A 25,660-nucleotide genomic window follows, 5' to 3' on the forward strand; every position below is an offset into this window, starting at 1 on the left:
TGCCCCGCGTGTGGTTCGTCGAGCGTTCGCGCGTGGATTCCCCGTACGGGAAACTGGTCTTTCATCACCCCGGGACGACGGTGCTCGGCTGGTTCCAGCTGGCGTGGCACCACGACGACCCGGAGGCGTTGCTGGGCAGCGACCCGTACGGCTTCGACTCGATCTTCGAAGCGATCGCGGAGCACGATTTGCCGTGCCCGCGGACGCTGGACGAGCTGCGCGACGTGCTGGACGAGCATCTGTGGATCGAGTCCGACGATCCGATTCGGCTCGACGAGCGCGGGGTGCGCGTGCGCACGAACGACGACGAAGCGGACGTGGCGTACTACTTCCTCGAGGACGAGGCGGTCGCGGCCCATCCCGATCGGCTGGCCTACCTGGTGAACGACACGTGGCCGCTCCCGGCGGACGTCGGCGCGGCTCCCGGCCCGCCGTCCGTCCATCTGGTGCGTATCGCTTGGCAACACCTGGACCACGACGGTACTAACCTCGACAACCACGGGGTGACTGTCTTCCCCGGCGTGACCTTGCCCGGCTTCGCGGATCACCTGCGCGGCCGCGCTGCCGGCGGGCGCTTCGACGCCGACCTGCTGCGTGCCCTGGTCGGCCCCGGCGAGGACGGCCTCGAGCCTGCTATGAGCCGGTACGTCGCGCTCGGGGGCTACGACCTGTCGAACGTCGGCACGTGGACCGCGCCGAGCCACGAACAGATTTTGCGCTCGATCCGGCCGTCGCCGTCGTCGCGGCTCGCGATGTCCGGCCATGTGGTCCAGGCTGCTCGCTACATCGACGACTTCTGGGGCTACGAGCAGCTTTTCCTCTTCGACTCGTTGTGGGCCGCCGCGCACCCTGATCTGGCCGGCTCCCTGCTTCGCTACGGCAGCCACTGGGATCCCTTCGATGGTTTGCGGCCGCCACCATAGCGGGCCCGCTTCGAGGGGCAGAAAGTTATCCACAGGGCCGATCCCGGCACCGCCGATTGTGGACAATGCTTCTTGTCCCGGCACCGGGCTGTAGCGTCGGGCCACGCCCCGGGTGGGTGGGGGTGCGTGGTGGTTGCTCCGGAGATCACGTGGGGGAGGGGCGGCGCGGTGGTGCAGGCGAAAGCGGGGCGACCGGTGATGGCTTGGCTACCCGTGGGGGCTGTGGCGGGTGGCGTGGTGGTGCTGCTGATCGCGACCGCGGGGCGATACGACTATCACCGCGACGAGCTCTATTTCCGGCTTCTTTCGGAGCATCCGCAGTGGGGCTATGTGGATCAGCCGCCGTTCACGCCGATGCTGGCCCGGCTGAGCATCGCGTTGTTCGGTGACAGCGTCTGGGCCATCCGCATCTTTCCGGCGCTGATCGCGGGGCTCGTGGCGGTGCTGGCGGCCGCGATCGCGCGCGAGGTGGGTGGGCGGCGGGCGGCGCAGACGCTGGCCGCGGTCGGGGCGGCCGGGACGCTGCCGTTGGCGGGGGCGCATGTGGGGTCGACCGCCACGACCGACATGGTCGTCTGGCTGGGCATCATCCTGTGCGCGATCCGGGCGATCGTCCACGGGCAGAAGCGGGCCTGGCTGGTGGCGGGCGTGATCGCGGGGCTCGGGCTCTACAACAAGCTGCTGGTGGTGCTGCTTCTGCTCTGCCTGGCGGGCGGGCTGCTGATCGCGGGGCCGCGGCGCGAACTGGCGAACAAATGGCTCTGGATCGGGGCCGGGGTGGCGCTCGTCATCGGGCTACCCAACCTCATCTATCAGGTCGCCAACGACTTCCCGCAGGGCGAGATGGCCGAGGCGATCAGGGAGGACAAGGGCGGCGAATCCCGGGTCATGCTGCTGCCGATTCAGCTCGTGATCATCGGCATTCCGCTGCTGCCGGTGCTTGTGGCCGGCCTGGTCGCCGCGGCGAGGGATCGGCTGCTGCGGGCGCTCGTGGTGGCGTACGGGCTGATGGTGGTCCTGACTTTCGCGACGGGCGGGCAGCCCTATTACACGACCGGGCTCGTCCTTGCTCTGTTCGCCGTCGGCGCCGTTTCCGCCGCGCGCTGGAAAAGGCGGAAACTGCTGCTCGGGGCAGTGGCGCTGAACGTGCTTTTCGCCGTTGTCTTCGCGCTGCCGGTGCTGCCCGCGAACAAGCTCGGGCCGATCGCGGACATCAACGTCGTGGCGGCTGATCAGGTCGGCTGGCCCGAATACGTCGATCAGGTGAAACAGGCCATTGCCACGCTCACACCGGAGGAGCAGCGACGCGCGGTGGTTTTCACGAGCAATTACGGCGAGGCGGGGGCGCTCGACCGGCACGGCGTACGGGATGTCTACAGCGGCCACAACGAGTTCGCGAATTTCGGCCCGCCGCCGGACGACAAGACGATCGCCGTGGTGTGGTCGCAGGCGCCCAGTTCCGAGGTCATCGAGACCTTCGGCGGCTGCAATCTGCTCGGGCGATTGTTCAACGATTCGGGCGTCGACAACGAGGAGGTCGAGTCTTCCCTGTACGTCTGTCGTCAGCTCCGCGCTCCGTGGAGTCAATTGTGGCCCGGGCTGCGGCATTTCAGCTGAGCCGCGATGATCGGGGGCATGACGACTGACACGGCACACCTGGCCGAGCGGATCGAGCGGCCGGCCAACGACGTCTACGCGTACGTCTCGGACCCCGCGAACGTGACGACCTGGGCCCCCGGGCTGGGCAGTTCGGTCGAGCAGGTCGACGGCGTCTGGTACGTGAATTCCGAGGGCATGGGACGGGTGCGGGTCGAGTTCGCGCCGAAGAACGGATTCGGGGTGCTCGACCACGTCGTCACGCTGGAATCGGGGGAGCAGTTCCTCAATCCGCTGCGCGTGGTCCCGTACGGGGAAGGCTCTGAGATCGTGTTCTCGGTGCGCCGGATGCCGGGCGTGTCGGACGAGGATTTCGCGCGGGACACCGGGACGGTGGCGGCGGACCTGACGCGGCTCAAGGGAATCCTCGAAAAGGGGAACTGAGCGCGGTCCGGCGGTGTCATGCAAGCATGAGGATCTTCGCGGTGGTGGCGATCGGCGTGCTCCTGACCGCGGGATGCCGCAGTGAGCCGATAAAGGATGATAAATCGGGCGCGTCGAGCTCCAGCGCAGGCAAGCCAACCGCCGTCGACTGCGCGCACGACATCGGCGGCCGCCCGCCCGACGACGACTTCCGGCTGATCCTCGACGCCGTCGCCCTGCCGACAGCCCAGCTGCAGGCCAGCGACTCCGGCGAGCCCGGCCGCCTGTTCGCCAAGACCGGCCTGCTCGTCCGGGCCGGCACCGCGGTCGAGCTGACCGTCGACCCGTCCGCGCGAGGCGTCACGATCGGCTGGGGCAGCCCCGGCCCCGAGGGCACGACGATCCGCGTCCCCGCCTGCCCGAACGTCAACGGCTGGCTCGCCTTCGCGGGTGGCTATCACGTGCCGCAGCCCATGTGTGTCCCGCTGATCGTCCGCGCCAACGGAAGCGAGCAACGAGCCGAGGTGCGCGTCGGCGCGGACTGCGATTAGAGGTAGCGTTCGGCCACGACGGCCGGCTGCTCGGTCACCCGCCGTTCGTCGAGGTTGCGCGCGAGCCGCAGATATTGCGCGTGGGCCCAGGTCAGTGGGGTCGCCGAGAAGGTCGGGGTGCCCGGCCGGCCCGGTCCGGCGAGATCCCACACCTGTTCCGGCAGCATGCCCCCGGGCCCGGCCGAGCGGGTCATCGCGGTCAGCCGGGAGGCGGCGGCCTTGAAATCGCCGGCCGCGATCTCGTACTCGCCGCGTTCGCCGCTCAGCAGAGGCCACGCCCGGCCGCGGGTCAGCAGCGAGCCGTCGGGCAGGTCATACTCCCACTGGCTGCCGTCGAGCTTCTCGCCGAAACCGTCGAACGACGCGCGATGCCAGAAGAACCCGTTCGCGGTCCGCACGCCGAGCTGCCTGTCCACGACCGACAGCGAGTTCACGACATCCTTGTCAGAAGCCTTCAACACCCCCAGCCGTACGAGGTCGAGGAAGCCGGGGTCGACCACGCGGCGCTGATCGACGTCGACCGGACCGCTGTCGCCGATGTTGTAGGTCGTACCGGCGTCGGGGTTGCCGTCCTTGGTCAGCCGCAGGAAGTAGGGCCGGTCGGAGTAGGGCCCGGTGCTGGTGACCGTCCACTCCTTGACCTGCACGCGCCACGAGTCGGCGGTCGCCAGGTAGCGCCGGGCCGACGCCGCGTCCCCGTTCGCCGTCGCGATCGACGCCGCGCAGACCAGCCCGGCGACGGCCGTGGCGATCGTGTTGGGGGAGTAGCCCGACTGGTTCTCCCAGCGTTCCTGCGGCGTGAACGGCGCGCCCGGGTACGCGACGAGGAAGTCGGCCGCCTTCTTGACGCCGGCCCAGTGCGTGCCGCCCAGCTGGTAGGCGAGCACGATCGGCAGCGCCACCTCGTCGAGCTGCAGGCCGCCCCACACCGGCGTGCCGTCGAGCTGCGAGTTCTGCGGGAACGAGCCGTCCGGCTTCTGCTGCGTACCGAAGAGGAACTCGAGCGCCCGTTCCGCTCCCGCTCGGTCGCCGGCCGCCAGCAGCCCCGTCGCGATCTGATACAGGTCACGCGACCACACGAGGTGATACGGCCCCGACGGGTCGTCCGAGCCGAACGCCCACGGCGCGGCGGGCGCAGCGACGTACGCCCCGGGGTGGGTCTTGTCCTCGGCCGCCGCCAGCACCAGCGCCGACGTGGTCCAGAGCCGCCGCTGCTCCGGGTCTTTCAACACCCGCGGCGGCGCGCCGAGCCCGGCCAGATAACCCTTCCACCCGTACGAGTAATCACGCGCGACCTTCCCGAAGCCGGCCCGCTGCGAGGCCCGCGCGGTCGCCAGCGCCTCGGTCGCGGAACCGCCGAACGCCAGGGCCAGGCTGGTGTGCCCGCCCTTCAGCTGCGCGGTCTGCACCAGGCTCCCCGCCGCCGCCGACTCGTACCGCCAGTCCATCCGCCCGTCGCGCAGGTCGGTGCGCCCGTCGCTGACCCCCGCGAACCCGCTCGACGTGGCCGTGAAGTCGCCGACCAGCGCGCTCGACACCCCGCCGTCCGTCGCCACCAGCCCGCCCGGCACGCTGCGCCCCTCGTCGCCGCCCCGCGAGTTGCCCAGCGCCGGGTCGTACACGGCATACAACCCGTGCTTGCCCGCCCCGGAGAACCGCAAGTCGACAACGACCGACGACCGCGCCGGATCGGTGGCGTAGTCGGCCGTCAACCGCCACCCACGCCCGTCGAACGTCTGCCGGAACCTGAGCCCGTCGAGCTGCCGCGTCCGTACGCGGAACTCCTCCACCCGCCCCGGCGACGTCACCACGAACGAGAGCGCCCTCGCACTTGGCCCGCCGATCGTCGGATAGAAGATCTCGCCCAGCCCACCCTGCCGCTGCACGGTCGCCCACACCTTGCTGACCGCCGTCCGCGACGTCACGAGCCCCGCCTTCGACGCCGGCAAATACTGCTGATCGACCCCGGGCGCGCCGGGCGCCTCCCCACCCACCGCCACAGGCGCAACCCCAAGCGCAGCAACCATCATCACGACAGGCATCAATGGACCCATCCCCCGGGTCTACCCCGCCCGCCCCTTGATCGCATCCGGCGAGCTCGGCGGAAGCGGGCTGGTCGCAGCGCTCGGTCGCGAGCCGCGCACGCCCGGCAGCGAAAGATCCAGGGGGCAAATGATCGGTACGCGGCGGTATTTGTTCGCCAGCCCGGCCGTCCGGGAGGTTTGGTGAGCGACGGAGAACAGCCAGCGTGGCGTCTACGTGGATCAATCCGAGCAGTTGGAGTTCGTGTGGTTTCGGCCTAGATCATGCGGGAATACGCCGGTGTCAGGAATCCGACGCTCGGAATCTAGCAGGGGAAACGTGGCGATGTGACCCGGTTGCCCCGCCACTGGGCCGGGGCGTGTCGGCAAGGCTGGAGATCACACCAGCCCACCCTCGTTCCGGTGGACAGGCGTCGTTGGGCGGGGAAGGGTGGGTGGAGCGCAACCGTAGACGTGAAAGAGGGTATGACGATGCAGTACCGGCAGCTCGGCCGCACCGGCTTGAGGGTCTCGACGTTCACCCTGGGCACTATGGGGTTCGGTGGCACCGGGTGGGCCTCACCGGTTGGCAAGATCGATGTGGCGGGGGCGCGGGAGCAGATCGCGATCTCGCGGGATGCGGGGGTCAACCTCATCGACACGGCCGACGTGTATTCGGCCGGGCTCAGTGAGGAGATTCTGGGCGAGGCTCTGGGCGACAAGCGCGAGGACGTGCTGATCGCGACCAAGGTGCGGATGCCGATGGGTGACGACCAGAACGACGCGGGTCTGTCCCGGCATCACATCATCCGGGGCGCCGAGGCGAGCCTGCGCCGGATGAAGACCGATTACATCGACCTCTTCCAGGTGCACGAGTGGGACGGGCACACCCCGCTGGAAGAGACCCTGACCGCGCTGGACGACCTCGTGCGCAGCGGCAAGGTGCGATACATCGGCTGCTCCAACTACGCGGCCTGGCAGATGGTCAAGGCGCTCGGCGTCTCCGAGGCCCGGCAGCTCGAGCGGTTCGCCAGCACCCAGGTCTTCTATTCGCTGGTCAGCCGCGACATCGAGGCCGAGATCGTGCCGGCCGCGGTCGACCAGGGCGTCGGCATCCTCGTCTGGAGCCCGCTGGCGGGTGGCCTGATGTCGGGCAAGTATCGCCGCGGAGTGCAGGCGCCCGAGGGCAGCCGGCACCTGACCGACTGGAGCGAGCCGCCGATTCACGACGAGGACAAGCTGTACGACACCATCGAGCTCGCGGTGAAGATCGGTGAGTCGCACGGGGTGTCGGCGGCGCAGGTGTCGCTGGCCTACATCGCGCAGAAGCCGGGCGTGACGTCGCTGATCGTCGGCGCCCGGACGCCCGAGCAGCTGCGCGACAACCTGGCCGCGGCCGACCTGGAGCTGACCGCCGACGAGATCAAGGCGCTCGACGACGTGAGCGGCGAGCCGCTGCGCTACCCGTTCTGGCACCAGCGCAACACCAGCTCGGACCGGCTGAGCGCCGCGGACCTGACGCAGATTCAGCGGCACCTGTAGAGAAGCGAGGGGGCGGCCCGGGGAGAGGCCGCCCCACGTCTCAGAGTACCGAGGCGATCGAAACCGACGGCAGGCCCAGCGCGGTGCCGACCGAGGAGTTCGTCAGAACACCGTCGTGCACGCTCAGCCCGAGGGCCAGCGCGGGATCCGACCGCAGCGCGTCCTTCCAGCCCAGGTCGGCCAGCTTGAGCGCGTACGGCAGGGTGGCGTTGGTCAGGGCGTACGTGGAGGTGTTGGGCACGGCGCCCGGCATGTTGGCCACGCAGTAGAACACCGACTCGTGCACCTTGTAGACCGGGTTCTCGTGGGTGGTCGGCCGCGAATCCTCGAAGCAGCCGCCCTGGTCGATCGCGATGTCGACGAGCACCGAGCCCGGCTTCATCCGCTTGACGAGCTCGTTGCTGACCAGCGTCGGCGCCTTGGCCCCGGGCACGAGCACCGCGCCGATCACCATGTCGGCCTCGATCACCGACTGCTCGAGCGTCCACGCCGACGAGACCAGCGTCTTGACCCGCCCGCCGAACTGCGCGTCGATCTGGCGCAGCCGGGCGATGTTGAGGTCGAGCACGGTGACGTCGGCGCCCATCCCGAGCGCGATGGTCGCGGCGTTCACGCCGGAGACGCCGCCGCCGATGACTGTCACCTTGGCCGGGCTGACCCCGGGGACGCCACCCGGGAGCACGCCGCGCCCGCCCGAGCTGCGCATCAGGCTGTACGCGCCGACCTGCGGGGCGAGCCGCCCGGCGACCTCGCTCATCGGGGCCAGCAGGGGCAGCGACCCGTCGGCGAGCTGCACGGTCTCGTACGCGATGGCAGTGGTGCCGCTGGACAGCAACGCCTTGGTGCCGTCGGCGTCGGCCGCGAGGTGCAGGTAGGTGAAGACGACCTGGCCCGCGCGCAGCCGGGGATATTCGGGGGCGACCGGCTCCTTGACTTTGAGCAGCAGGTCGGCCCGGCGCCACACGCTGTCGGCGTCCGGCGCGATCTCGGCCCCGGCGGCGACGAAGTCCTGATCGGTGATCGACGAGCCGTCTCCGGCGCCGGCCTGAATGAGCACCTGGTGGCCGCGGCGCACGAACTCGGCGACCCCCGCGGGGGTGATCGCGACCCGGTACTCGTGGTTCTTGATCTCTGCCGGCACACCGATGTGCATGACGTCATCCCTTCGTCGGTGCGCTCAGACTGGAACGATGTGCTGTTTCCTCGCAACGGGACCGCATAAGATTCTGTGGCGAGGGCCAACAGGGAAGAAGATGCGTGAGGCGGGGACGATTTGACCGGCGTACCGAATGATCTTCGAGGTCTGGATCAGATCGACCGCGACCTGCTGGCGCTGCTCGAGGTCGACGGCCGCATGCCCAACAACGCCCTCGCCGAGCGCGTGGGCATCGCCCCGAGCACCTGCCTCACCCGCATCCGGCGGCTTCGCGAGATCGGCGCGATCCGGGGCTTCCACGCCGACGTCGACCCGGCCTGGATCGGGCGGCCCATCCAGGCCATGATCGCCGTGCGGATCCGGTCCGAGTCGCGCGACGCGATCGGCAAGTTCGCCGAGTCGTTGGCCGGCATTCCGGCTGTTCGCGACGTGTACTTCGTCTCCGGCTCGTACGATTTCCTTCTGCACGTCGCGACGGCCGATGTCGAGGATCTCCGCGAAGTGATCACCGAGCGCCTCAGCGGCACGCGCCTGATCGCGGGCACGGAAACGTATCTGATCTTCGAGCACCGGAGGGGCAACTCCTGATCACTGCCCTGCACCCGGCCCAACCTTAAAGCCCGTACGGGCATCGGCCGACCGTTCTCCAGTGACGGGATGAAGCCCTTTCACTTGTGAAGGACGCGGGAGATATGTCGGACACCATGGTCGCGGAGCGCGCGGCCGAGCAGCGGCGACTGACCGCGCTGCGCAACTATCAGGTGCTGGACACCGCGCCCGAGGGCGACTTCGACGACATCGCAGTGCTCGCGGCCCAGCTGTGCCGTACCCCGATCGCCGCGGTGTCGCTGGTCGACGAGGATCGTCAGTGGTTCAAGGCCCACGTCGGTCTGCAGATCTGCGAGACCGAACGGGAGCACTCGTTCTGTGCCCATGCCATGCACGTCGACGAGGTCATGCAGGTGCCGGACGCCCGCCTCGATCCCCGGTTCGCGGACAACCCGCTGGTCACCGGCGAGCCGGGCATCGTCTTCTACGCCGGCGCGCCGCTGATCAGTTCGACCGGCGAGCCGCTGGGCAGCCTGTGCGTCATCGACCACGAGCCGCGGCTGCTCACCCCGGCCGAGGTCCAAGGCCTCCGTACGCTGGCCCGGCACGTCATGGCCCAGCTCGAGTTGCGGCAGTACGCCCGCGGTCTGGACGCGGCCAATGAGCGCCTGCGCGACGCCGACCGGCTGAAGGACGAGTTCATCTCCCGGGTCACCCACGAGCTCCGTACGCCGCTGACCTCGATCAACGGGTATCTGGAGATGCTCGCCGAGGACGGCCTGGAGCCGGGCACCGGTGAGGAGTTCCTGAGCCGCATCCGCCGCAACTCCGACCGGCTGATGGCGCTCGTCGACGACATGCTGCTGGCCGCGCAGGCCGGCCACGACGAGCTGCGCCTGACCAAGCGCGTGCTCGATCTTTCCGAGTTGTCGCGGGCGGCTGTCGTCCGCAACGGCGTGCTGGCCCGTACGAGGGGGCTGGCCATCACGGCCGACGCCCCCGAGCCCGTCTTCGTCGAGGCCGACGAGGCCCGGCTCATCCAGGTCATCGAGCGGCTGGTGCTCAACGCGGTCAAGTTCACGCCCAGCGGCGGCATCACGGTCAGCGCCTCCGCCCACGGCCATCAGGCCCGGCTGGTCGTGCGGGACACGGGCATCGGCATCAGCCCCGAGGACCGCGAGCGGGTGATGGCGCCGTTCCGCCGCTCGGCGGCCGCCGAACGCCGCGAGGTGCAGGGCGCCGGGCTGGGTCTGAGCATCGTCAAGGCGATCGTGGACAGCCACGGCGGATCGATCCACATCGAGAGCGAACCGGACCAGGGCGCCGCGATCGTGGTCACGCTGCCACGGTCCACCAAAATTCTATAAGCGCTGTTACATTGCCCCGGTGGACCTTCTCGACAGCAACCACTGGAGCGACCTGCACGCGCTGCTGGCCGAGCTCGACCAGGACATCGCGGCCCTCTACACCGAGGCCGGGATCGAGGGCATGCGCACCCGGTTCGTGGGGCCGCTGATCGCCCTGCACCGGTTCGGGCCGATGACCATCCGGCAGCTCGCCGAGCGGCGCGGGGTGTCGCACTCGGCCATGAGCCAGACCGCCGCCGCCATGACCAAGGCCGGGTTCACCGAGAGCGCCGTGGGAGCCGACGCCCGTACGAGGGAACTGGGGTTGTCGGCCCCGGCGCGCGAGATCATGCCCTTCCTCGTGGCCGAGTGGCGGGCGACCGAGGCCGCGGTGCGCCAGTTGGACGCCGAACTGCCCTACTCGCTGACCCAGGTCACCGCCGACCTGCGCGGCTTGCTGGAGACGCAGCCGTTCGCCGAGCGGTTGCGCGCATGCCTGTCCTGACCGACCTGCGGCCGCTGCGCGAGAACAGCACGTTCCGCCGGCTCTGGCTGGGCACGACCGCGTCCGGCTTCGGCGGGCAGTTCGGGGCGTTCGCGGTCGTCTTCTACATCTGGGACACCACCCACAGCAAGGTCGCCGTCGGCCTGGTCGGGCTGGCCACCGGCGTCCCGCTGATCGTGCTCGCCCTGGTCGGCAGCGCCTTCACCGACCACGTCGACCGCCGCCTGCTCGCCCTGCGCTGCACCGCGGCCCAGATCGTGGTCACCACGGCGATGACGGTCGTCGCGTTCACCGACGCCGGTGGGGTGCCCGCGATGCTCGGGCTGGTCGCCGTGCAGTCGGCCCTGTCCGCGCTGATCGGCCCGGCCCGGCAGAGCTTCGTGCCGGCCCTGCTCACCGGCGAGCGGCTGGCCGCCGGGCTGGCCCTCAACAACCTGTCCTTCCAGATCGCCATGCTGCTCGGCCCGGCCGCCGCGGGCGCGCTCACCGCCGTGGCCGGCGTCGGCTGGTGCCTGGCCTTCGACGCGCTCACCTTCCTGGCCGCGCTGATCGGCCTGGCCGGGCTGCCCGCCGGCGTGCCCCCGTCGGCCGGCGTCCCCGGTTTCCGGGCGGTCAAAGACGGTTTGGCGTACGCGGCCCGGACGCCCCCGGTGCGCGGCGCGCTGCTGGCCGACCTGGCCGCCACGCTGTTCGCGATGCCCGTGGTCCTGTTCCCGGTGATCAACGACGAGCGGTTCGGCGGCCGCCCCGAGATCCTCGGCCTGTTCACCACGGCGCTCGCGGTCGGGGGCGTCACCGCCGCGCTGCTCTCCGGCCTGGCCACCCGGCAGGGCCGCCCCGGCCGCCTGCTGCTGATCTGCGGCTCGATCTGGGCCGTCGCTCTGGGCCTGGCCGGCACGGCCACGAGCCTGCCGCTGTTCCTGTGTCTGCTGGCCCTGGCCGGCGCGGCCGACACGTGGGCCGTGGTCTCCCGGGGCACGGTCATCCAGACCATCACCCCACCCGGCTACCGCGGCCGCATCTCATCACTGGAACACATCGCGGGCGCGGCCGGCCCCCAACTCGGCAACCTCCGCGCGGGCCTGGCCGCGGCAGCCACCTCGGGCGCCGCCGCCCTGGCCCTCGGCGGCGCCACCGCCCTCGTCGCAACCGGCTTGATCGCCGCCACCACCCCGGCCCTGCGCCGCTTCCGTACGGAGTCGAGCCCTTGATCGCCCCGGCGCTGAGGCGCTTCCGCACGGAACTGAGCCCTTGCTCGCTGCCGCTTCCGCACGGAACTGAGCCCTTGCTCGCTGCCGCCTCCGCACGGAGCCGGGACCCTGGCCGGACGGGCGGAAACGCTGTTACCTCACACTCCGGCCGGAGCGATCATGTTGCGGGGAGCACCGGGCAGGTACCTTGTGTCGGGCGCGAACTCGGAGTTCGCCCGGGAGGTGGCATCGATGACGACGGAGCGGAACCGGGCCAGCGGCCGTCCGACCCTCGAAGAGGTCGCGGTGCGCGCCGGCGTCGGCCGGGGCACCGTGTCCCGCGTGGTGAACGGATCGGCCCAGGTCAGCCCGCGGGCGCGGCAGGCCGTCGAGGACGCCATCCAGGAGCTCGGCTACGTGCCCAACCGGGCCGCGCGCACCCTGGTCACCCAGCGCACCGACTCGATCGCGCTGGTCATCTTCGAGTCGGGGGAGCGGTTCTTCGCCGAGCCGTTCTTCGGGCGGATAGTGCAGTCGATCTCGTCGGTGCTCGTGGCGCGCAACCTGCAGATGGTCCTGATGATCGCGCAGGCGCCCGAGGAGCGGCGCCGCCTGGAGGGCTATCTGACCCGCCAGCACGTCGACGGCGCCTTGCTGCTCTCGCTGCACGGCGACGACCCGCTGCCGGCGGTGCTCGAGGAGCGCGGCGTCGCCACCGTGCGGGCCGGTCGCCCCACGTACGCGGAAAGGGGCACCTACGTCGACGCGGACAACCGGGTCGGCGCGCGCGAGGCCGTCAACTATCTGTGGTCGCGGGGCCGCCGCCGGATCGCCGCGATCACCGGGCCGCTCGACATGGCCGCCGGCATCGCCCGGCTCGAGGGCTACCGCGACGTGGCCGGGGACGGGCCGGTCGCGTTCGGCGACTTCAGCGAGGAGTCCGGCGCCGCGGCGATGTGGCGGCTGCTCGAGCAGTATCCCGACCTGGACGCCGTCTTCGCCGCCTCCGACATGATGGCCGCCGGCGCCATGCGGGTGCTGCGCCAGCACGGGCGGCGCGTGCCCGACGACGTGGCCGTGGTCGGCTTCGACGACTCGGTGATCGCGCGGCACACCGACCCGCCGCTGACCAGCGTCGACCAGCCGATCGCGGAGATGGGCCGCGAGATGGTGCGGCTGCTGCTGGCCAAGATAGACGGCGACGAGCCGGGCGAGACCGAGATCGTGCTCCCGACCAGCCTGGTCATCCGCGGCTCGGCCTGACAAGCGACCGCGCAGCGTGGCCTGAGAAGCGACCGCGCAGCGCGGCCTGAGAAGCGGCCGCCGACCGGTCCGACGAGCGGCGGCTGGGGTCACATGCCCGCGGCGCTCTTGATGTCGGCCAGGCGGGTGCGCAGCAGTGACGCCTGCGAGCGCGACAGGCTGCCCTCCCCGGCCCGGTCGTTGATCTTGCGGCGGAGGGCCTCGATCCGGCTGTCGACGTTGCCGGAGTCGGCGTTGACCAGCGGCCGCACGAAGTTGAGCAGGTCGGTTTGCACGTCTTCGCGGATGCCGGCGTCCTCGACCGTGCTCTGGAACCGGCTCACCGCGTCGTCGAAGTCGAGCGTGGGGGTCGGCGTCGGAGTCGGCGCCGCGGTGGGGGAGAACGTCGGTGCCGCCGGGGAGGTTGCGGCCGGAGTGCTCAGCGGCTCGACCGAGGGCGAGACCACCACCGCGGGCGGCGGGTTCTCCGGTGCGGCCGTCTCGCTGCCCTCGCGCGGCCAGTTGATCGCGACGAGCGCACCACCCGCCGCGGCAAGCAGGGCCACCACCGCGGCCCCGAGCACCCAGCGACGGGTTGGCGACGGGGTCAGCGGAACCGTCGCGGCGGCGGCTCGGCCGGGTCGGTAAGCACGCTCACCGCCGCGCGGCGGCAAGTCGGGGGAGGTCGCCCGGGGCGTCGAGGCGCCGCGAGCGCCTGCGCCGGCCTCGACGCGGACGGGCGGCGTACGGGAAGCGGTTGGTCTTGACCCGCCGGGACCGTGAGTGCCGCGCGGTCGGGTGCCGCCGGGGCCACCCGGGGGTCGCGCGGCACCGGACAGATGCCCGCCGGTGCCGTTCAGCGGGTGGGCGCCGCTGGGCCGGTTGACCGCGGACTCGGGCTTGAGCCACAGCGCGGTCAGGTCGAACCGGATCTCGTCGGCGCCCGGCCGGTCTTCCGGCAGCTCGGCCAGGCAGCGCCCGACGATCTCGCGGAACGCCGCCGGCAGCTCGGCGGGCAGCGTGCGGGGTCCCTCGGCGCGGGCCGCGGCCAGCTCCTCCCAGGTGTCCACCGGATAGGGCGGGTCGCCGGTGACCATCTCGAACAGCAGCACCCCGAGCCCGTACACGTCGGTCGCGGGCTCGGCCGGCATGCCGTCGAGACGCTCGGGCGCGACGTAGGCCGGGGTGCCGAACGTCGAGCCGGTGTCGTCGTCGTCCGGCTCGCCCGCGGTCGCGCTGATGCCGAAGTCGAGGATCTTGATGCCGTTGGGGGTGAGCATCACGTTGCCGGGTTTGATGTCGCGGTGCACGACGCCGTTGGCGTGGGCCGCGGCCAGCGCGTCGGCCACCGCGGCCCCGATCCGGGCGGCCTCGGGCAGCTCGATCGGCTCGCGTTCGAGCCGGGCCGCGACGCTCTCGCCGGCCAGCAGCTCCATCACCACGAACGGCGCGACCGTCCCGTCCGGACGGACCGCCTCGCGATAGTCGTGGACGGCGGCGATGCTGGGATGTTGCAGCTTGGCCGCCATCCGCGCCTCGCGCCAGACGACCTGGGCCCCGAGCGGCAGCTTGACCGCCACCGGGCGGGCCAGCAGCTCGTCGTCTGCGCGCCAGATCGTCGACATCCCGCCCGTCTCGAGCAGGGTGACCAGGCGGTAACGCGCCGCCAGCAGGGTTCCCGCATTCGGCCACTCATCGCTCACCCGCAGAACATTCGCCCGGATCGGGACGGGTGTCAACACCTGTTGCCGCCTGTTACCAGCCCGGTTCGTCCACATCCACCGCGATGTAGTCGATGTCGCCGGCGAAGTAGTCGCAGCCCACATCCACCTGGTCGCAGGTGGTCTTGCCGCCGATCGCGATGGGCCACGAGTTGGCGATCGATCCGGTCCACCCGTCGCGCGAGGCCACCTCCCGCTGGTCGACGAACAGGGTCACGCCGTCGCCGGTGCGCTCACAGCGGACGGTGTGCCACTGCCCGTCGTTGATCGGCTCGGGCGCCGTGACCAGCAGCGACGTGCGCGAGCCGCGGAACCAGCACTGCACCCGCCCGTTGGGGATCTGCAGCTTGAAGCTGCCGCCGGCGACCGTGGCCTGTCCCTTCTGGACGATGTTGCCGAAGTAGTCGCGGGTGCGCAGCCGCATGCCGATCGCGTAGTCGCGGGTGCCGGGGTCGAGCCGGTCGTCGTCGGGGACGACCACCAGGTGGCTCGGCTTGGCCGGCGGGGTGTCCGGCTCCAGCCGCTCGAACCCGTACGCGATGCGCTCGCCCGACCGCAGGCCGACCGCGACGTCGTCGCCGATGCGCCCGTCGAAGCCGTGCCCGGTGGCGTCGTGCATCGTGCGGGAGCCGGGGGCCTCGTTCATCGGCCAGTACGCCAGCTCGTAGTCGGCGGAGGCGGCCGCCGGACCCCCGGTGGCGGCCAGCATCCCCGTGGCAGCGACAGAGACAAGCCAGAAGTGGCGCAGTTTCATGGTTCATCCCCAATGGCGCTGTATAGCTAGATTTGACGGTTTGATCCTACGCAAGCCGGATCGTGCCTGTATAGGGATTCCTCCGACCGCCGGACCCCGTTGGGAACCGCCCGTCCGGATGTCATGATGTGACCGATCAGCAGGGGAGAGGGCCGGGCACCAGTGGGCTTCGAGGCGAGAACGGACACGCATGCGGGTCACGTGCGGGTGACGCTGGCCGGCGAGTGCGATCTGGCCGTCCGCGAGCAGCTGCACACCATCCTGGAGGACGCGGTCCGCTCGGCGCCGCTGGTCGTCGTCGACCTGGCCGCCGTCGACTTCCTCGACTCGAGCGGCGTGCACGGCCTGATCGTCGCCCATCACGCGGCCAGCGCCCGCGGCGGCCGGGTCACCGTGGTCAACCCGACCGGTGCCGTCGCCGCCGTTCTCGACATCACCGGCGTCGGCGAGCTGCTCGGGCCGGCCGCGGCCCCGGCCGACGACCCGGCACGGGCCGACGGATGAGCGGCGATTCCTTCCAGACCTCGTACGCGGAACCGGGCGACCTGGCCCAGGTGCGCGAGTTCGTCCGCAGCCACGCGGCCGGGCTGGGCCTGCCCGAGGAGCGCGCCGAGCTGCTCACCCTGGCCGTGAGCGAGCTGGCCACGAACACGCTGCAACACACCGCGGGCGGCGGCACGGTGCGCCTGTGGTCGACGGACGGGCGGGTCATCTGCGACGTGACCGACGGCGGGCCGATCCGCACCCTGGGCCGCGAGATGCCGGCGGCCGGCGCGCTGCGGGGCCGCGGCCTGGCGATCGTCGAGCGCATCTGCGACGAGGTCGCCGTCGACACCGCGGGCGACAGCACCCGGGTCCGGCTCGCGCTCGACCTCGAATCAGGGCCTACGGCCGGACGGTGACCAGCAGGGTGCAGGTGTCGTCGTCGGGGCTGGGGGTCATCAGGGCGTCGACCAGGGCGGGCATTGCGCCGGGGCGGCCCGAGGCGGCGCCCAGCAGGTCGAGCACCCGCGGCAGCAGGGCCGGCCCGCCCCGGCGCTCGACCAGCCCGTCGGTGAAGAGCAGCAGCAGGTCACCCGCCATCAGCCGGAGAAACGCCGTCTCGTAGGCCGCCGCCGGGTCCGCTCCCAGCAGCATCCCCCGCGGCAGCGGCAGTGCCTCCGCCGCGCCGGCCCGCCCCAGCAGCGGCGCCGCATGCCCCGCCCGCCCCCAGGTCAGCGAGCGCGTCGCCGGGTCGTAGACACAGAGCACCGCGGTGCCGGTCAGCCGCAGCCGGGCCGACAGGTGGTTGAGATGGCCGAGCAGCACCGCCGGGTCGTGGACGTCGATCGACAGCCAGGCGATCAGCGCGAACCGCAGGTGGGCCATCCCGTTGGCCGCCCCCAGCCCGTGCCCGGCCACGTCGCCCACGGCCAGCATCACGCGGCCGTCGTCGAGCCGCTCGGCGTGATACCAGTCGCCGCCGACCTGCACCGTGTTGCGGGCCGGCAGATAGTTGACCAGCGCGCTCAGCCCGGGCAGGGGCAGCGGCTCGCGCGGCACCGGCTGGATCATGTGCTGCAGCTGGGCGGCCAGGCGGTGCTCGGCCAGGGCGGTCATCTCGCGGGTGCGCAGCTGGTCGCGCAGGCGGTCGATGGCCGTACGGGAATCCTCGCGGGCCGTCACGTCCTGGACCACCGCGTTGATCTTCAGGGGCTGGCCCGTGGCGTCGGTGACCACGTCGGAGAGCACCCGCAGGTGTTTGACCTCGGGGCCGACCTGGAAGCGGACCGTCACGTCGGAGGTCGCGCCGCTGTCGAGGGTCTGCCAGGCGGTCTCGGCGAGCCCGCGGTCCTCGGCCAGCATCGCCGCCGCCTGCTGGGCGCGCGAGAGCGGGCCCAGCTCCGGGGCGCGGCCGAAGATCCGATACATGCCGGGCGACCACTGGCTCTCGCCGGTGGTCAGGTCGTACTCCGACCAGCCGAGGCTGCCCAGCAGCTCGGTGTTGCGCATGCGGCGGCGGTCCTCGTCGAGCCGTTGCCACCAGACGAGCAGCCCGTCGAGCACCCGGTGGACGGTCACGTCGAAGAGTGAATGTGCGACGACCCCGGCCTTCTTCTCGTCGTAGCGGAAGTCGGCCAGCTTGGCCGGCTCGCCCGTGCGCAGGACGCCGAGGTAGATCTGCCACAGCTCGCCGCCGACGATCGTCGGATAGAGCTCGCTCAGCAGCCCGTCGATCCGGCTGGTGCCACGGTGGTAGATGTCGTTGTCCTGCCCGCTGGCGGCCGCGATGCGGAAGTCGCGCACGACCCCGTCGGCGCCGGTCACGGGGGCCAGCCAGGAGCACCCGGCGGGAATGACGGACAACATTTCCCGTACGACGCGGGCGACGTGCTCGTCGGCCATGCGCTCAGCGTAGTGGTCGTCGATGCCGCGCCCCGGTGACGCACCGCAGCCCCTCGCTAATCCGTTGTTGAGCTTGATAGCATCCCGCGGATCACGCCAGCCCCGTGCGAGTGGGCGTATCCCCGAGCTCGCAAAAACGGAGGTCTTCAATGTCCGACAACCGCATGAAGGATCGTGTCAAAGTGCTGCTCAATGGGACGTCAGCGGACAGCCAGACCTCCGAACACGCCCTCGTCGCGCCGCAGCCCGGCCAGCAGCCGCAGGCGCCGGCGGCCGGTCAGGCGGCGACGGCCCCGGCTCAGCCCGGCCAGCCCGGTCAGCCCGGCCAGAATCAGGCGCTGCAGGTGCTGACCCTGGCCCAGCGCACGGCCGAGGAGCACGTCGCCCGGGCCCATCACCAGGCCGACAAGATCCGTACGGACGCGCTGGCCGCCGCCGAGCAGGTCGCCCGCGACGCTCAGGTGCACGCGCACAACGTGCGCCGCGAGGCCGAGAAGATCCTGACCGACGCCCGCGCCGCCGCCGAGCAGATCGCCCGCGACTCGCACGCCCGCACCGAGGAGGCGCGGCGCAACGCCGAGAAGATCGTCTCCGACGCCCGCTCGCAGGCCGAGACCGTCGCCGAGGACGCCCAGGCCACCGCCGACCACCTCAACCTGCAGGCCCGTCAGCGCTACGACGACGTCGTGGGCAGCCTCGGCGCCAAGCGGGAGGCGCTGCAGCAGCAGATCGAGGCGCTCGAGCAGTTCGACCGGGAGTACCGCTCCCGCCTGACCGGCTTCATGCAGGGTCAGCTGCGGGCCCTCTGGGTCGACCAGCCGCAGGTGCAGGGCGAGCTCGACGAGATCGGCGCCGAGAAGGCGGGCCCGCGGCACGGTGCCGCCGAGGCCGAGGAAGCCGTCCCCGCGCAGCGTCACAGCGAGGAAGATGCTGTGGAATCCGAGGGCGAAGACCGCACCAAGCGCTGATTCCGTGGAAACCGGGCACGCTGGGTTATGGACTCACGTGCGTCGGGGTCTTACCGTCGGTAAGTGCGCGGCTCGCCCGGGGCCGCGCTCCGACGGGAGGCCGTCGCGTGACCGAGTTCGTGGGACGCCTGGCCGAGCTGCGTGAGCTGCTCGGCAGCGCTTGTCGTCCCGGGCTCGTGGTGCACGGCCCGGCCGGCGTCGGCAAGAGCCGCCTGGTCGCCGAGCTGCTGCGCCGGCTCGAGCACGAGACGCCGGGCGGCCTGACCGTACGGGTTCCCGGCAGCGCCACCGCCGACGAGGTGGTTATCGCCCTCGGTGAGCCACGGGTGCTCACCGAGCCGGTCACCCTGGTCATCGACGATCTGGCCACAGTGCCCCGGCCCGGTCGGGGCGGCCGCGCCGAGCCGGTCGACGCCGCGCTGGCCGGGTTCCTGACCGCCTGGGTCCGCGAGCCCCGGCCGCGCCGGCTCGTGATCACCAGCCGCTATCCGATCGCCCTGCCCGGCAGCGGCCACCATCGCCTGGCCGAGCTGCGCCTGGGTCCGCTGACCAGCGACGACGCCTGCCTGCTGATGGCCCGGCTGCCCGCGCTGGCCACGTTGGACGCGGGGCAGCGGGCGCGCGCGTGGGCGTTCTGCGGCGGCCACCCGCGCGCGCTGGAATACCTCGACACGCTGCTCTGCCACGGCGCCTGCGACTTCCCCGAGCTCGCCGAGCGGCTCGAGGGCGTGCTGGCCGAGAACGGTGTCGGCGACCCGGCCGAGTGGATCAGGCGGGGCGGCTCGCTGGCCGAAGCGATGATCACGACCGTCGACGACGTTCTCGTGCAGGATCTGCTCGAGGTGCGATACAACGCGTATCGGGCGGGCGACATCGCGCACCGGCTGGGCGACGCCGACGAGGCCTCCGGCCATCACCGCCGGGCCCTGGCCATCGACGAGCGGCTCGGGCAGCGGGCCGGACTGGCCGGCTGGCAGCGGCTCGGCTTCCCGGCCGGCGAGACCGAGGGGGCCGACCCGGCCGAGCTCGAACGCCAGTTGCGGCACACGCTCGCGGTCGACGCCGAGCTCGGCAACCGGGCCGGCATGGCCTCCGGCCTGCACCGGCTGGGCCTGGTCTGCACGCTGACCGGGCGGCTGCCGGCCGCCGTCGCGCTGCACTGCCGGGCCTTCGTCACCGAGCTGGCGCTGGGCTCGCCTGACGCGCCGATCGAGCTGGCCGAGCTGAGCCGGTTGCGGGCGGCCCTGGGCGACGCCGCCTTCCGCCGGGCCGCGGGCGAGGTACTGCCCGAGGCGTCGATGAACGGCCTGGCCCGCATGCTCGACGATTTCGTGACGGCGAGCGAGCACCGCTACAACTAGGTTTCCAGCACCTTCTGGATCGCGGTCAGCAGCTGGGCCTTGCTGAACGGCTTCTCGACCAGGGTGACGCCGGGCGCGAGCGTGCCCTGCGAGGCGAGCACGGGCCGGGCATACCCCGACATGAAGAGCACCTTGGCCGTGGGCCGCAGCCCGGCGAAGTGCTCGGCCAGGTCGCGGCCGAGCATGTGCGGCATCACGACGTCGGTCAGCAGCAGGTCGATCGGGCCTGTGTGGGCCTCGGCCAGGGCCAGCGCGGCCGGGCCGTCCGCGGCGATCAGCACCTCGTGCCCCGCCCCGAGCAGGATCCGGTTGAGCACGCCGCGCAGCGCCGGCTCGTCCTCGACGGCCAGGATCGTGGCCCGGCGGGTGGCGCCGGCCTCGACCTCGTCCTGCTCGCGGGTGAGGGCGGCCGGGGCGGCGTCGGTGGCCGGCAGCAGGATCGTGAACGTGGTGCCCATGCCCTGCTCGGAATAGACGTTGAGGTCGCCCCCGGCCGCGGTGACGATGCCGTAGACGGTGGCCAGGCCGAGCCCGGTGCCCTGCCCGGCCGGCTTGGTCGTGTAGAACGGCTCGAACGCCCGCTCGATCACCTCGGGCGGCATCCCGGTGCCGGTGTCGCTGATCCGCAGCCGCACGTAACGGCCGGGGTTGAGGTGCGGCCGGCCCGACGCGTAGTGCCGGTCGACGTCGAGCGCCTCGGTCTCGATGGTCAGCTCACCCCCGCGCGGCATCGCGTCCCGGGCGTTGACGGCCAGGTTGACCAGCACCTGATCGAGCTGGCCGGGGTCGGCGGTCACCGCGGGCAGATCGGCCGAGAGCCGTACGGAGAGGGTGATGTGCTCGCCGATCGACCGGCGCAGCATCTGCTCGATGTCGGCCACCACGTCGTTGAGGTCGAGTGGTCGCGGGCGCACGACCTCGCGCCGGGCGAAGGCGAGCAGCTGGTGGGTCAGGTCGGCGCCGCGCTGGGCGGCCTTGGAGATCTGGGCCGCGTCGCCCGCGATCTCGTCGAGCCCGGCCTCGGCGGCGGACTCGGCGATGAACGTCGCGTAGTTGGCGATCACCGCGATCAGGTTGTTGAAGTCGTGCGCGACCCCGCCGGCCAGCTGGCCCAGGCCCTCCAGCCGCTGGGTGCGCTGCAGCTGGGCCTCGACCCGGGCCCGGTCGGCCTCGGCCCGCAACTGCCGCAGGCCCTCCTCGGCCCGCACGCGCTCGGTGATGTCGCGGACCACGGCGCAGCGCAACCGGCCCTCGTCGGTCGGCAGCAGGCTCACCGAGACCTCGACCGGGACGGTGGTGCCGTCCATCCGGTGGGCCAGCGTCGGCTCCGATCCGGGGACCGGCACCGGCTCGGGGGTGACGGCCAGCGCCGGGGTCAGCAGGTCGTCGATGGCGCGGCCGAGCAGCCCGTCGCGGGTCAGGCCGAACAGCTGCTCGGCCTGGGTGTTGGAGAGCACGATCCGGCCGCCGTCGTCGATGCCGATGAACGCGTCGGGCGCCGCCTCCAGCAGCGCCTGCAGGCTCGACTCGAGCCGCTCGCGGGGGCCGACCGCGCGGGCGATCACGGTGAACCCGAGCAGGCGGTCCTCCTCGAGCAGCGGCGACATGGCCAGCGTGACCAGGATCCAGCGGCCGTCGCGGTGCCGGCGCTGGGTGCGGAAGCGTTCCAGGTGCGCGCCCGCGGCCAGCAGCGTCATCATCTCGCGCTGGTCGCCGCGCCGGTCGGGCGGCACGATCAGGTCGGCGCTGCGCCCGACGATCTCGGTGGCCGGCCAGCCGAGCAGTCTCTCGCTGGCCGGGTTCCACGACATCACGCTGAAGTCGGGGCCGACCGTCCAGATGGCGTCGTGGGTCGAGCGCACGGCCGCCTCCAGCAGTTGCGCCGGCCCGGCGTGCTGTGTCGATCCGTACGTTTCGCCCATATCACGACCACGTTAGCGATTTCGCGGAGCCGGTCGTACCGCTTTGCCTAGGCTGGCCCCGTGAGTGTGCTGGGGGAGCAGGCGGCGATCCTGCCCGAGGTCGACCCGCAGCGCCCCAGCGTGGCCCGGATCTACAACTTCCTGCTCGGCGGCCGGCACAACTTCGCCGCCGACCGGCAGGCCGCGGCGGCCGCCCAGTCGGTGATGCCCGAGCTGCCGGCGATCCTGCGGCTCAACCGGCAGTTCCTGCGCGAGGCGGTGCGCCTGGCCGACGAGGCGGGCATCGACCAATATCTCGACCTGGGCTGCGGCATCCCGTCGGCCGGCAACACGTACGACCTGGCGCGCCGGGCCCGGCCGGGCAGCCGGGTGGTCGGCGTGGACGTCGAGCCGGTCGCCTTCGTGCACGGGCGCCTGCAGCAGGAGGGCGACCCGGCGGCCGACGTGCTCTACGCCGACCTGCTCGACGCCCGCGGGGTGCTGAATTCCGCACCCGTACGGCGTCTGATCGACCTCGAGCGCCCGGTGTGCCTGCTGGTGGTGGCCGTGGCCCACTTCATCCCGGACACCGAGCGGCTGATCGAGGCGCTCGGTGTCTATCGCGAGGCCGTGCCGCGGGGCAGCCTGCTCGCGCTGACCCACGCCTGCCGCAAGGGCGGTTCGCCGCGGATCGACCAGGTGCGCCGCATCTACAACAACACCACCGCCCCGCTGGCCGTGCGCGACGCCGCCGAGACGGCCGTGCTCTTCGGCGACTGGCCGATCCTCGCTCCGGGCCTGCAGGCGTTCGGCGAGTGGTGCGCGGTACCCGGCCGGCAGTGCGAGAGCGACATCGCGGAGGCCGCGTTCCTCGTGGGTGTGGCGCGCAAGCCATAACGCGAAATCGGCACATCGCGGACACCTTTGCGCGCATGCTGAGGGGAAGTGCCCCCGAACCAGCGGAGCGAACATGCCGGTAGTTCTGATCGCCGAGGACGACGAAGACATCGCCCTGATCCTCACCCGGCTGCTCAAGCGAGCCGGCTACACGGTGTTGCACGCTCCGGACGGGCAGCGCGCCTTCGAGCTGGCCGTGGCCAACCGGCCCGACGTGCTGCTGACCGACCTGGGCATGCCGCGCATGGACGGCCTCGAGCTGACCCGGGCCGTCCGCGAGCACGCCGACCTCAAGGACATGCCGATCGTCATGCTCAGCGGTCACCTGCACCCGGGCGACGGCGAGCCGACCGCGGCCGGGGTCTGCGTGGTGCTGCTCAAGCCCTGCCCGAACGACAAGCTGCGCGAGGTCGTCAACGAGCTGGCCGAGCTGGGCCCGCACGGGCATCAGGGCGCCGACAGCGGCTGTCCCGCGAGGTGGCCCGTATCCGCATGATTGTCATGCGGCATGTAAATGCGGACCTAGGGTATAAATAGCCAAAGCCCGCGGCCGCGGGCGGGCCGCGCGGGGGATCGGGCAACCCATGGTCATCGTCGACGAGGCCGTCCTGGCCGACCCGGACCGCCTCGGCGCGGTCCGCACGGCGAAACACTCACTGCCGGCCCTGCCGCTCGCCCCGGACGCCCTGGCCCGGCTGGCCGCCCGGCTGCTCGAGGCCCCCGAGGCGCAGCTCACCCTGGTCGACCGCGAGGGGGTGCTGCTGGCCGGCGGTCAGGGCCCGCCCGACGCCGACATCGCCCGCTGGGCCGTCTCGGCCGGTCGGGCCGTGCAGCGCGAGGCGCCGCCGGCCTTCCTCGCCGTCCCGGTGCTCGACGGGGCCGGGCTGCCGGTCGGCGCGCTCGCCGTCCTCGACTCCGCCGCCCGCCGCTGGACCGGCGAGAACGCCCGCATCCTGACCGAGCTCACCGCGCTGGCCAGCCCCGGCTCGAGCGCCTCGTTCCTGTCCTCGCTGATCGACAACCTGCCGGTGGGCGTCATCGCGTGCGACGCCGACGGTGACATCGCCGTGGTCAACCGGCCCGTACGCGAGCTGATCGGCCTGCCCGCCGAGGCCGCCCCGCGGCTCTATCCGACCCGGGCCACCGGCGCCCTGTTCGACGCCGACGGCCGGGTCGTGCCGTGGCGCGAGTCGCCGATCCAGCGGGCCGCGCGCGGCGAGCGGGTCGACACCGACCTGGTGGTGCGCGTGGCCGGGCGCCGCGAGCGGATCATCGCCGCGACCGCCCAGCCGATCCTCGACGACGACGGCCGCCACCTGGGTGCCGTGGCCGTCGCCCGCGAGGTCACCGCGCTGCGCCGGGCCGAGCGGTTCCGCGACTGCCACCGGGCCGTGGAGGAGGCGCTGAGCGTGGCCGGCTCCGCCGCCGAGGCCGCACCCGGCGTGCTGGCCGCGCTCGGCACCACGCTGGGCTGGCCCGCGGCCGAGCTGTGGCTGGCCGACGAGGACTCGGGCGAGCTGAGCGTCGGCGGTCGCTGGTGCGCGCCGGGCCGGGGCCTCGAGGAGGTCCTGACGTTCGCGCCGATCAAGGGGTCCGGCATCACCGGGCGGGTCTGGTCGACCGGCCGGCCGATCTGGGTGCCCGACATCGCCGACTCGGCCAGCCTGCGCACCCCGCTCGAGCGGCAGCGCGCGGCCGCCTGCCTGCGCGCCGGGCTGCGTACGGTGCTGGCCGTGCCGGTGCGCGACGCCGACACCGTGCTGGGCGTGCTCACCTGTTACGGCGACGCCCCCGAGCCGCACGAGGACCTGCTGGCCCTGCTGCTCGACGGGGTGGCGGCCCGGATCGGGGTCTACATCGCGCTGCGCCGGGCCGAGGCGCTGGCCCGTCAGCTCTCGCGGGCCAAGGACGACTTCATCGCGCTGGTCAGCCACGAGATGCGCACGCCGCTGACCTCGATCGTGGCCAGCGCGTCGATGCTCGGCGACGAGCAGTCCGGGCTCGACGAGGAGAGCCGGGCCATGGTCGACGCCGTGCACCGCAACGCCACCAGCCTCCGCGCGGTCGTCGACACCCTGCTCGACCTGGCCGGCCTCGACTCCGGGCACGTCGCGCTGCGGGTCGAGCCGGTCGACCTGTCCGACGTCGTGGACTCCGCGCTGGCCGCCGCCCGCCCGCACGCCGTGGCCAACGGCGTCCGGCTGCACTACGAGCGGGAGGAGCCGCTGCCGCTGCACGGCGACCGGCGCCGGCTGCGCCAGGTCGTCGACGACCTGCTGGCCAACGCGATCAAATACAGCCCGCGCGGCGGCGACGTCGAGGTCACGCTGGTCGAGCGGGCCGGGGTGGCCGAGCTGTCGGTGGCCGACCACGGCATCGGCACCCCGGCCGAGGAGCGCGACCGCGTCTTCGACCGGTTCTATCGCGCCAGCAACGTGCGCCACCAGGGCATCGCGGGCAAGGGGCTGGGCCTCAGCCTGGCCCGGACGATCGTCAACCTGCACGGCGGCACCATCCGCCTCAGCGGTCACCCGCCGCACGGCACGACGGTTCTCATCCGGTTGCCGATCTCGCCCCGGGCTTAGCCACCCTCGGCAAACGTCCGATGAAGCGAGTACAGGGGACTTCT

23 protein-coding genes are annotated in these 25,660 nt (G+C 72.0%); 17 read left to right on the forward strand and 6 right to left on the reverse strand.

Going from position 1 to position 25,660, the window contains the following annotated elements; all coding sequences use genetic code 11:
• Window positions 1-8: 8 nt before the first annotated feature.
• From JKJ07_RS28675 to JKJ07_RS28690, 4 genes are all read left to right on the forward strand, one after another.
• Window positions 9-923 (forward strand): hypothetical protein, encoded by a 915-nt coding sequence (locus JKJ07_RS28675; protein WP_202994917.1) that lies wholly within the window; start codon window positions 9-11, stop codon window positions 921-923.
• Window positions 924-1,121: 198 nt separating this feature from the next.
• Window positions 1,122-2,540, forward strand: a complete 1,419-nt coding sequence (locus JKJ07_RS28680) for an ArnT family glycosyltransferase (RefSeq protein ID WP_202994918.1) — start codon at window positions 1,122-1,124, stop codon at window positions 2,538-2,540.
• A gap of 18 nt (window positions 2,541-2,558) precedes the next feature.
• Window positions 2,559-2,963 carry an SRPBCC family protein gene (locus JKJ07_RS28685; RefSeq protein ID WP_202994919.1) on the forward strand — a complete coding sequence of 135 codons (405 nt, stop codon included), beginning with the start codon at window positions 2,559-2,561 and terminating at the stop codon, window positions 2,961-2,963.
• 26 nt (window positions 2,964-2,989) lie between these two features.
• Entirely contained in the window at window positions 2,990-3,493 is a 504-nt protein-coding gene (locus JKJ07_RS28690) for a hypothetical protein (RefSeq protein ID WP_202994920.1), read from the forward strand.
• Here JKJ07_RS28690 and JKJ07_RS28695 read toward each other — a convergent pair.
• The gene (locus tag JKJ07_RS28695) at window positions 3,490-5,493 is read right to left on the reverse strand and encodes a glycoside hydrolase family 15 protein (protein ID WP_307834456.1); all 2,004 of its coding nucleotides are present in this window, start codon (window positions 5,491-5,493) and stop codon (window positions 3,490-3,492) included. The two genes, JKJ07_RS28690 and JKJ07_RS28695, sit on opposite strands and share 4 nt — an antisense overlap.
• A gap of 513 nt (window positions 5,494-6,006) precedes the next feature.
• Here JKJ07_RS28695 and JKJ07_RS28700 point away from each other — a divergent pair.
• Window positions 6,007-7,056: an aldo/keto reductase gene (locus JKJ07_RS28700; RefSeq protein ID WP_202994922.1), complete on the forward strand. Its 1,050-nt coding sequence runs from the start codon at window positions 6,007-6,009 to the stop codon at window positions 7,054-7,056.
• Window positions 7,057-7,096: 40 nt separating this feature from the next.
• On the opposite strand, the gene ald is transcribed toward JKJ07_RS28700, so the two are convergent.
• Window positions 7,097-8,209, reverse strand: a complete 1,113-nt coding sequence (ald, locus tag JKJ07_RS28705) for an alanine dehydrogenase (protein WP_202994923.1) — start codon at window positions 8,207-8,209, stop codon at window positions 7,097-7,099.
• A 120-nt stretch (window positions 8,210-8,329) separates the two neighbouring features.
• Here ald and JKJ07_RS28710 point away from each other — a divergent pair, with 120 nt between their 5' ends.
• The 5 genes from JKJ07_RS28710 to JKJ07_RS28730 all read left to right on the forward strand — a co-directional run bounded on the left by JKJ07_RS28710 (window position 8,330) and on the right by JKJ07_RS28730 (window position 13,065).
• The gene (locus tag JKJ07_RS28710; RefSeq protein ID WP_202994924.1) at window positions 8,330-8,800 is read left to right on the forward strand and encodes an Lrp/AsnC family transcriptional regulator; all 471 of its coding nucleotides are present in this window, start codon (window positions 8,330-8,332) and stop codon (window positions 8,798-8,800) included.
• Window positions 8,801-8,904: 104 nt separating this feature from the next.
• A complete protein-coding gene (locus JKJ07_RS28715) occupies window positions 8,905-10,128 on the forward strand; it encodes a GAF domain-containing sensor histidine kinase (protein WP_202994925.1) in 1,224 nt (407 codons plus the stop codon).
• Between the two features lie 19 nt (window positions 10,129-10,147).
• Window positions 10,148-10,612, forward strand: coding sequence for a MarR family transcriptional regulator (locus tag JKJ07_RS28720; RefSeq protein ID WP_307834457.1), 465 nt, complete (start codon window positions 10,148-10,150; stop codon window positions 10,610-10,612).
• Complete coding sequence (locus tag JKJ07_RS28725) at window positions 10,600-11,823, forward strand: MFS transporter (protein WP_202994926.1); 1,224 nt, start codon at window positions 10,600-10,602, stop codon at window positions 11,821-11,823. The genes JKJ07_RS28720 and JKJ07_RS28725 overlap by 13 nt, the downstream gene beginning before the upstream one ends.
• A 231-nt stretch (window positions 11,824-12,054) precedes the next feature.
• Window positions 12,055-13,065 carry a LacI family DNA-binding transcriptional regulator gene (locus JKJ07_RS28730; RefSeq protein WP_202994927.1) on the forward strand — a complete coding sequence of 337 codons (1,011 nt, stop codon included), beginning with the start codon at window positions 12,055-12,057 and terminating at the stop codon, window positions 13,063-13,065.
• An 89-nt stretch (window positions 13,066-13,154) separates the two neighbouring features.
• Here JKJ07_RS28730 and JKJ07_RS28735 read toward each other — a convergent pair whose 3' ends face one another.
• Together JKJ07_RS28735 and JKJ07_RS28740 are read right to left on the reverse strand one after the other, a co-directional pair.
• A complete protein-coding gene (locus JKJ07_RS28735; protein ID WP_307834458.1) occupies window positions 13,155-14,747 on the reverse strand; it encodes a serine/threonine-protein kinase in 1,593 nt (530 codons plus the stop codon).
• Window positions 14,748-14,799: 52 nt separating this feature from the next.
• Complete coding sequence (locus JKJ07_RS28740) at window positions 14,800-15,519, reverse strand: laminin G domain-containing protein (RefSeq protein ID WP_202994929.1); 720 nt, start codon at window positions 15,517-15,519, stop codon at window positions 14,800-14,802.
• A 162-nt stretch (window positions 15,520-15,681) separates the two neighbouring features.
• Between JKJ07_RS28740 and JKJ07_RS28745 the strand changes: the two genes are divergently transcribed.
• Together JKJ07_RS28745 and JKJ07_RS28750 are read left to right on the forward strand one after the other, a co-directional pair.
• Window positions 15,682-16,023, forward strand: a complete 342-nt coding sequence (locus JKJ07_RS28745) for an STAS domain-containing protein (RefSeq protein WP_202994930.1) — start codon at window positions 15,682-15,684, stop codon at window positions 16,021-16,023.
• The gene (locus JKJ07_RS28750) at window positions 16,020-16,421 is read left to right on the forward strand and encodes an ATP-binding protein (protein WP_202994931.1); all 402 of its coding nucleotides are present in this window, start codon (window positions 16,020-16,022) and stop codon (window positions 16,419-16,421) included. The genes JKJ07_RS28745 and JKJ07_RS28750 overlap by 4 nt, the downstream gene beginning before the upstream one ends.
• Here JKJ07_RS28750 and JKJ07_RS28755 read toward each other — a convergent pair.
• On the reverse strand, window positions 16,405-17,904 hold the full coding sequence (locus JKJ07_RS28755) for a PP2C family protein-serine/threonine phosphatase (RefSeq protein WP_202994932.1): 1,500 nt from the start codon (window positions 17,902-17,904) through the stop codon (window positions 16,405-16,407). The two genes, JKJ07_RS28750 and JKJ07_RS28755, sit on opposite strands and share 17 nt — an antisense overlap.
• A 149-nt stretch (window positions 17,905-18,053) precedes the next feature.
• On the opposite strand from JKJ07_RS28755, the gene JKJ07_RS28760 reads away from it, so the two are divergent.
• Both JKJ07_RS28760 and JKJ07_RS28765 read left to right on the forward strand, forming a co-directional pair.
• Window positions 18,054-18,872, forward strand: a complete 819-nt coding sequence (locus tag JKJ07_RS28760) for a hypothetical protein (RefSeq protein WP_236030044.1) — start codon at window positions 18,054-18,056, stop codon at window positions 18,870-18,872.
• A gap of 107 nt (window positions 18,873-18,979) precedes the next feature.
• Window positions 18,980-20,233: an ATP-binding protein gene (locus tag JKJ07_RS28765; RefSeq protein WP_202994933.1), complete on the forward strand. Its 1,254-nt coding sequence runs from the start codon at window positions 18,980-18,982 to the stop codon at window positions 20,231-20,233.
• Here the strand turns inward: JKJ07_RS28765 and JKJ07_RS28770 are convergent.
• Window positions 20,230-22,155, reverse strand: coding sequence for a hybrid sensor histidine kinase/response regulator (locus tag JKJ07_RS28770; protein ID WP_202994934.1), 1,926 nt, complete (start codon window positions 22,153-22,155; stop codon window positions 20,230-20,232). The two genes, JKJ07_RS28765 and JKJ07_RS28770, sit on opposite strands and share 4 nt — an antisense overlap.
• Before the next feature lie 60 nt (window positions 22,156-22,215).
• Between JKJ07_RS28770 and JKJ07_RS28775 the strand changes: the two genes are divergently transcribed.
• The 3 genes from JKJ07_RS28775 (at window position 22,216) to JKJ07_RS28785 (ending at window position 25,616) form a co-directional block, all read left to right on the forward strand.
• A complete protein-coding gene (locus JKJ07_RS28775; protein WP_202994935.1) occupies window positions 22,216-23,031 on the forward strand; it encodes an SAM-dependent methyltransferase in 816 nt (271 codons plus the stop codon).
• A 73-nt stretch (window positions 23,032-23,104) separates the two neighbouring features.
• Entirely contained in the window at window positions 23,105-23,527 is a 423-nt protein-coding gene (locus JKJ07_RS28780) for a response regulator (protein ID WP_202994936.1), read from the forward strand.
• A gap of 88 nt (window positions 23,528-23,615) precedes the next feature.
• Complete coding sequence (locus JKJ07_RS28785) at window positions 23,616-25,616, forward strand: sensor histidine kinase (protein WP_202994937.1); 2,001 nt, start codon at window positions 23,616-23,618, stop codon at window positions 25,614-25,616.
• The last annotated feature ends 44 nt before the right edge of the window (window positions 25,617-25,660 follow it).

It is taken from the genome of Paractinoplanes lichenicola, assembly GCF_016785085.1.
In the GTDB taxonomy this organism is placed as follows: domain Bacteria; phylum Actinomycetota; class Actinomycetes; order Mycobacteriales; family Micromonosporaceae; genus Actinoplanes; species Actinoplanes lichenicola.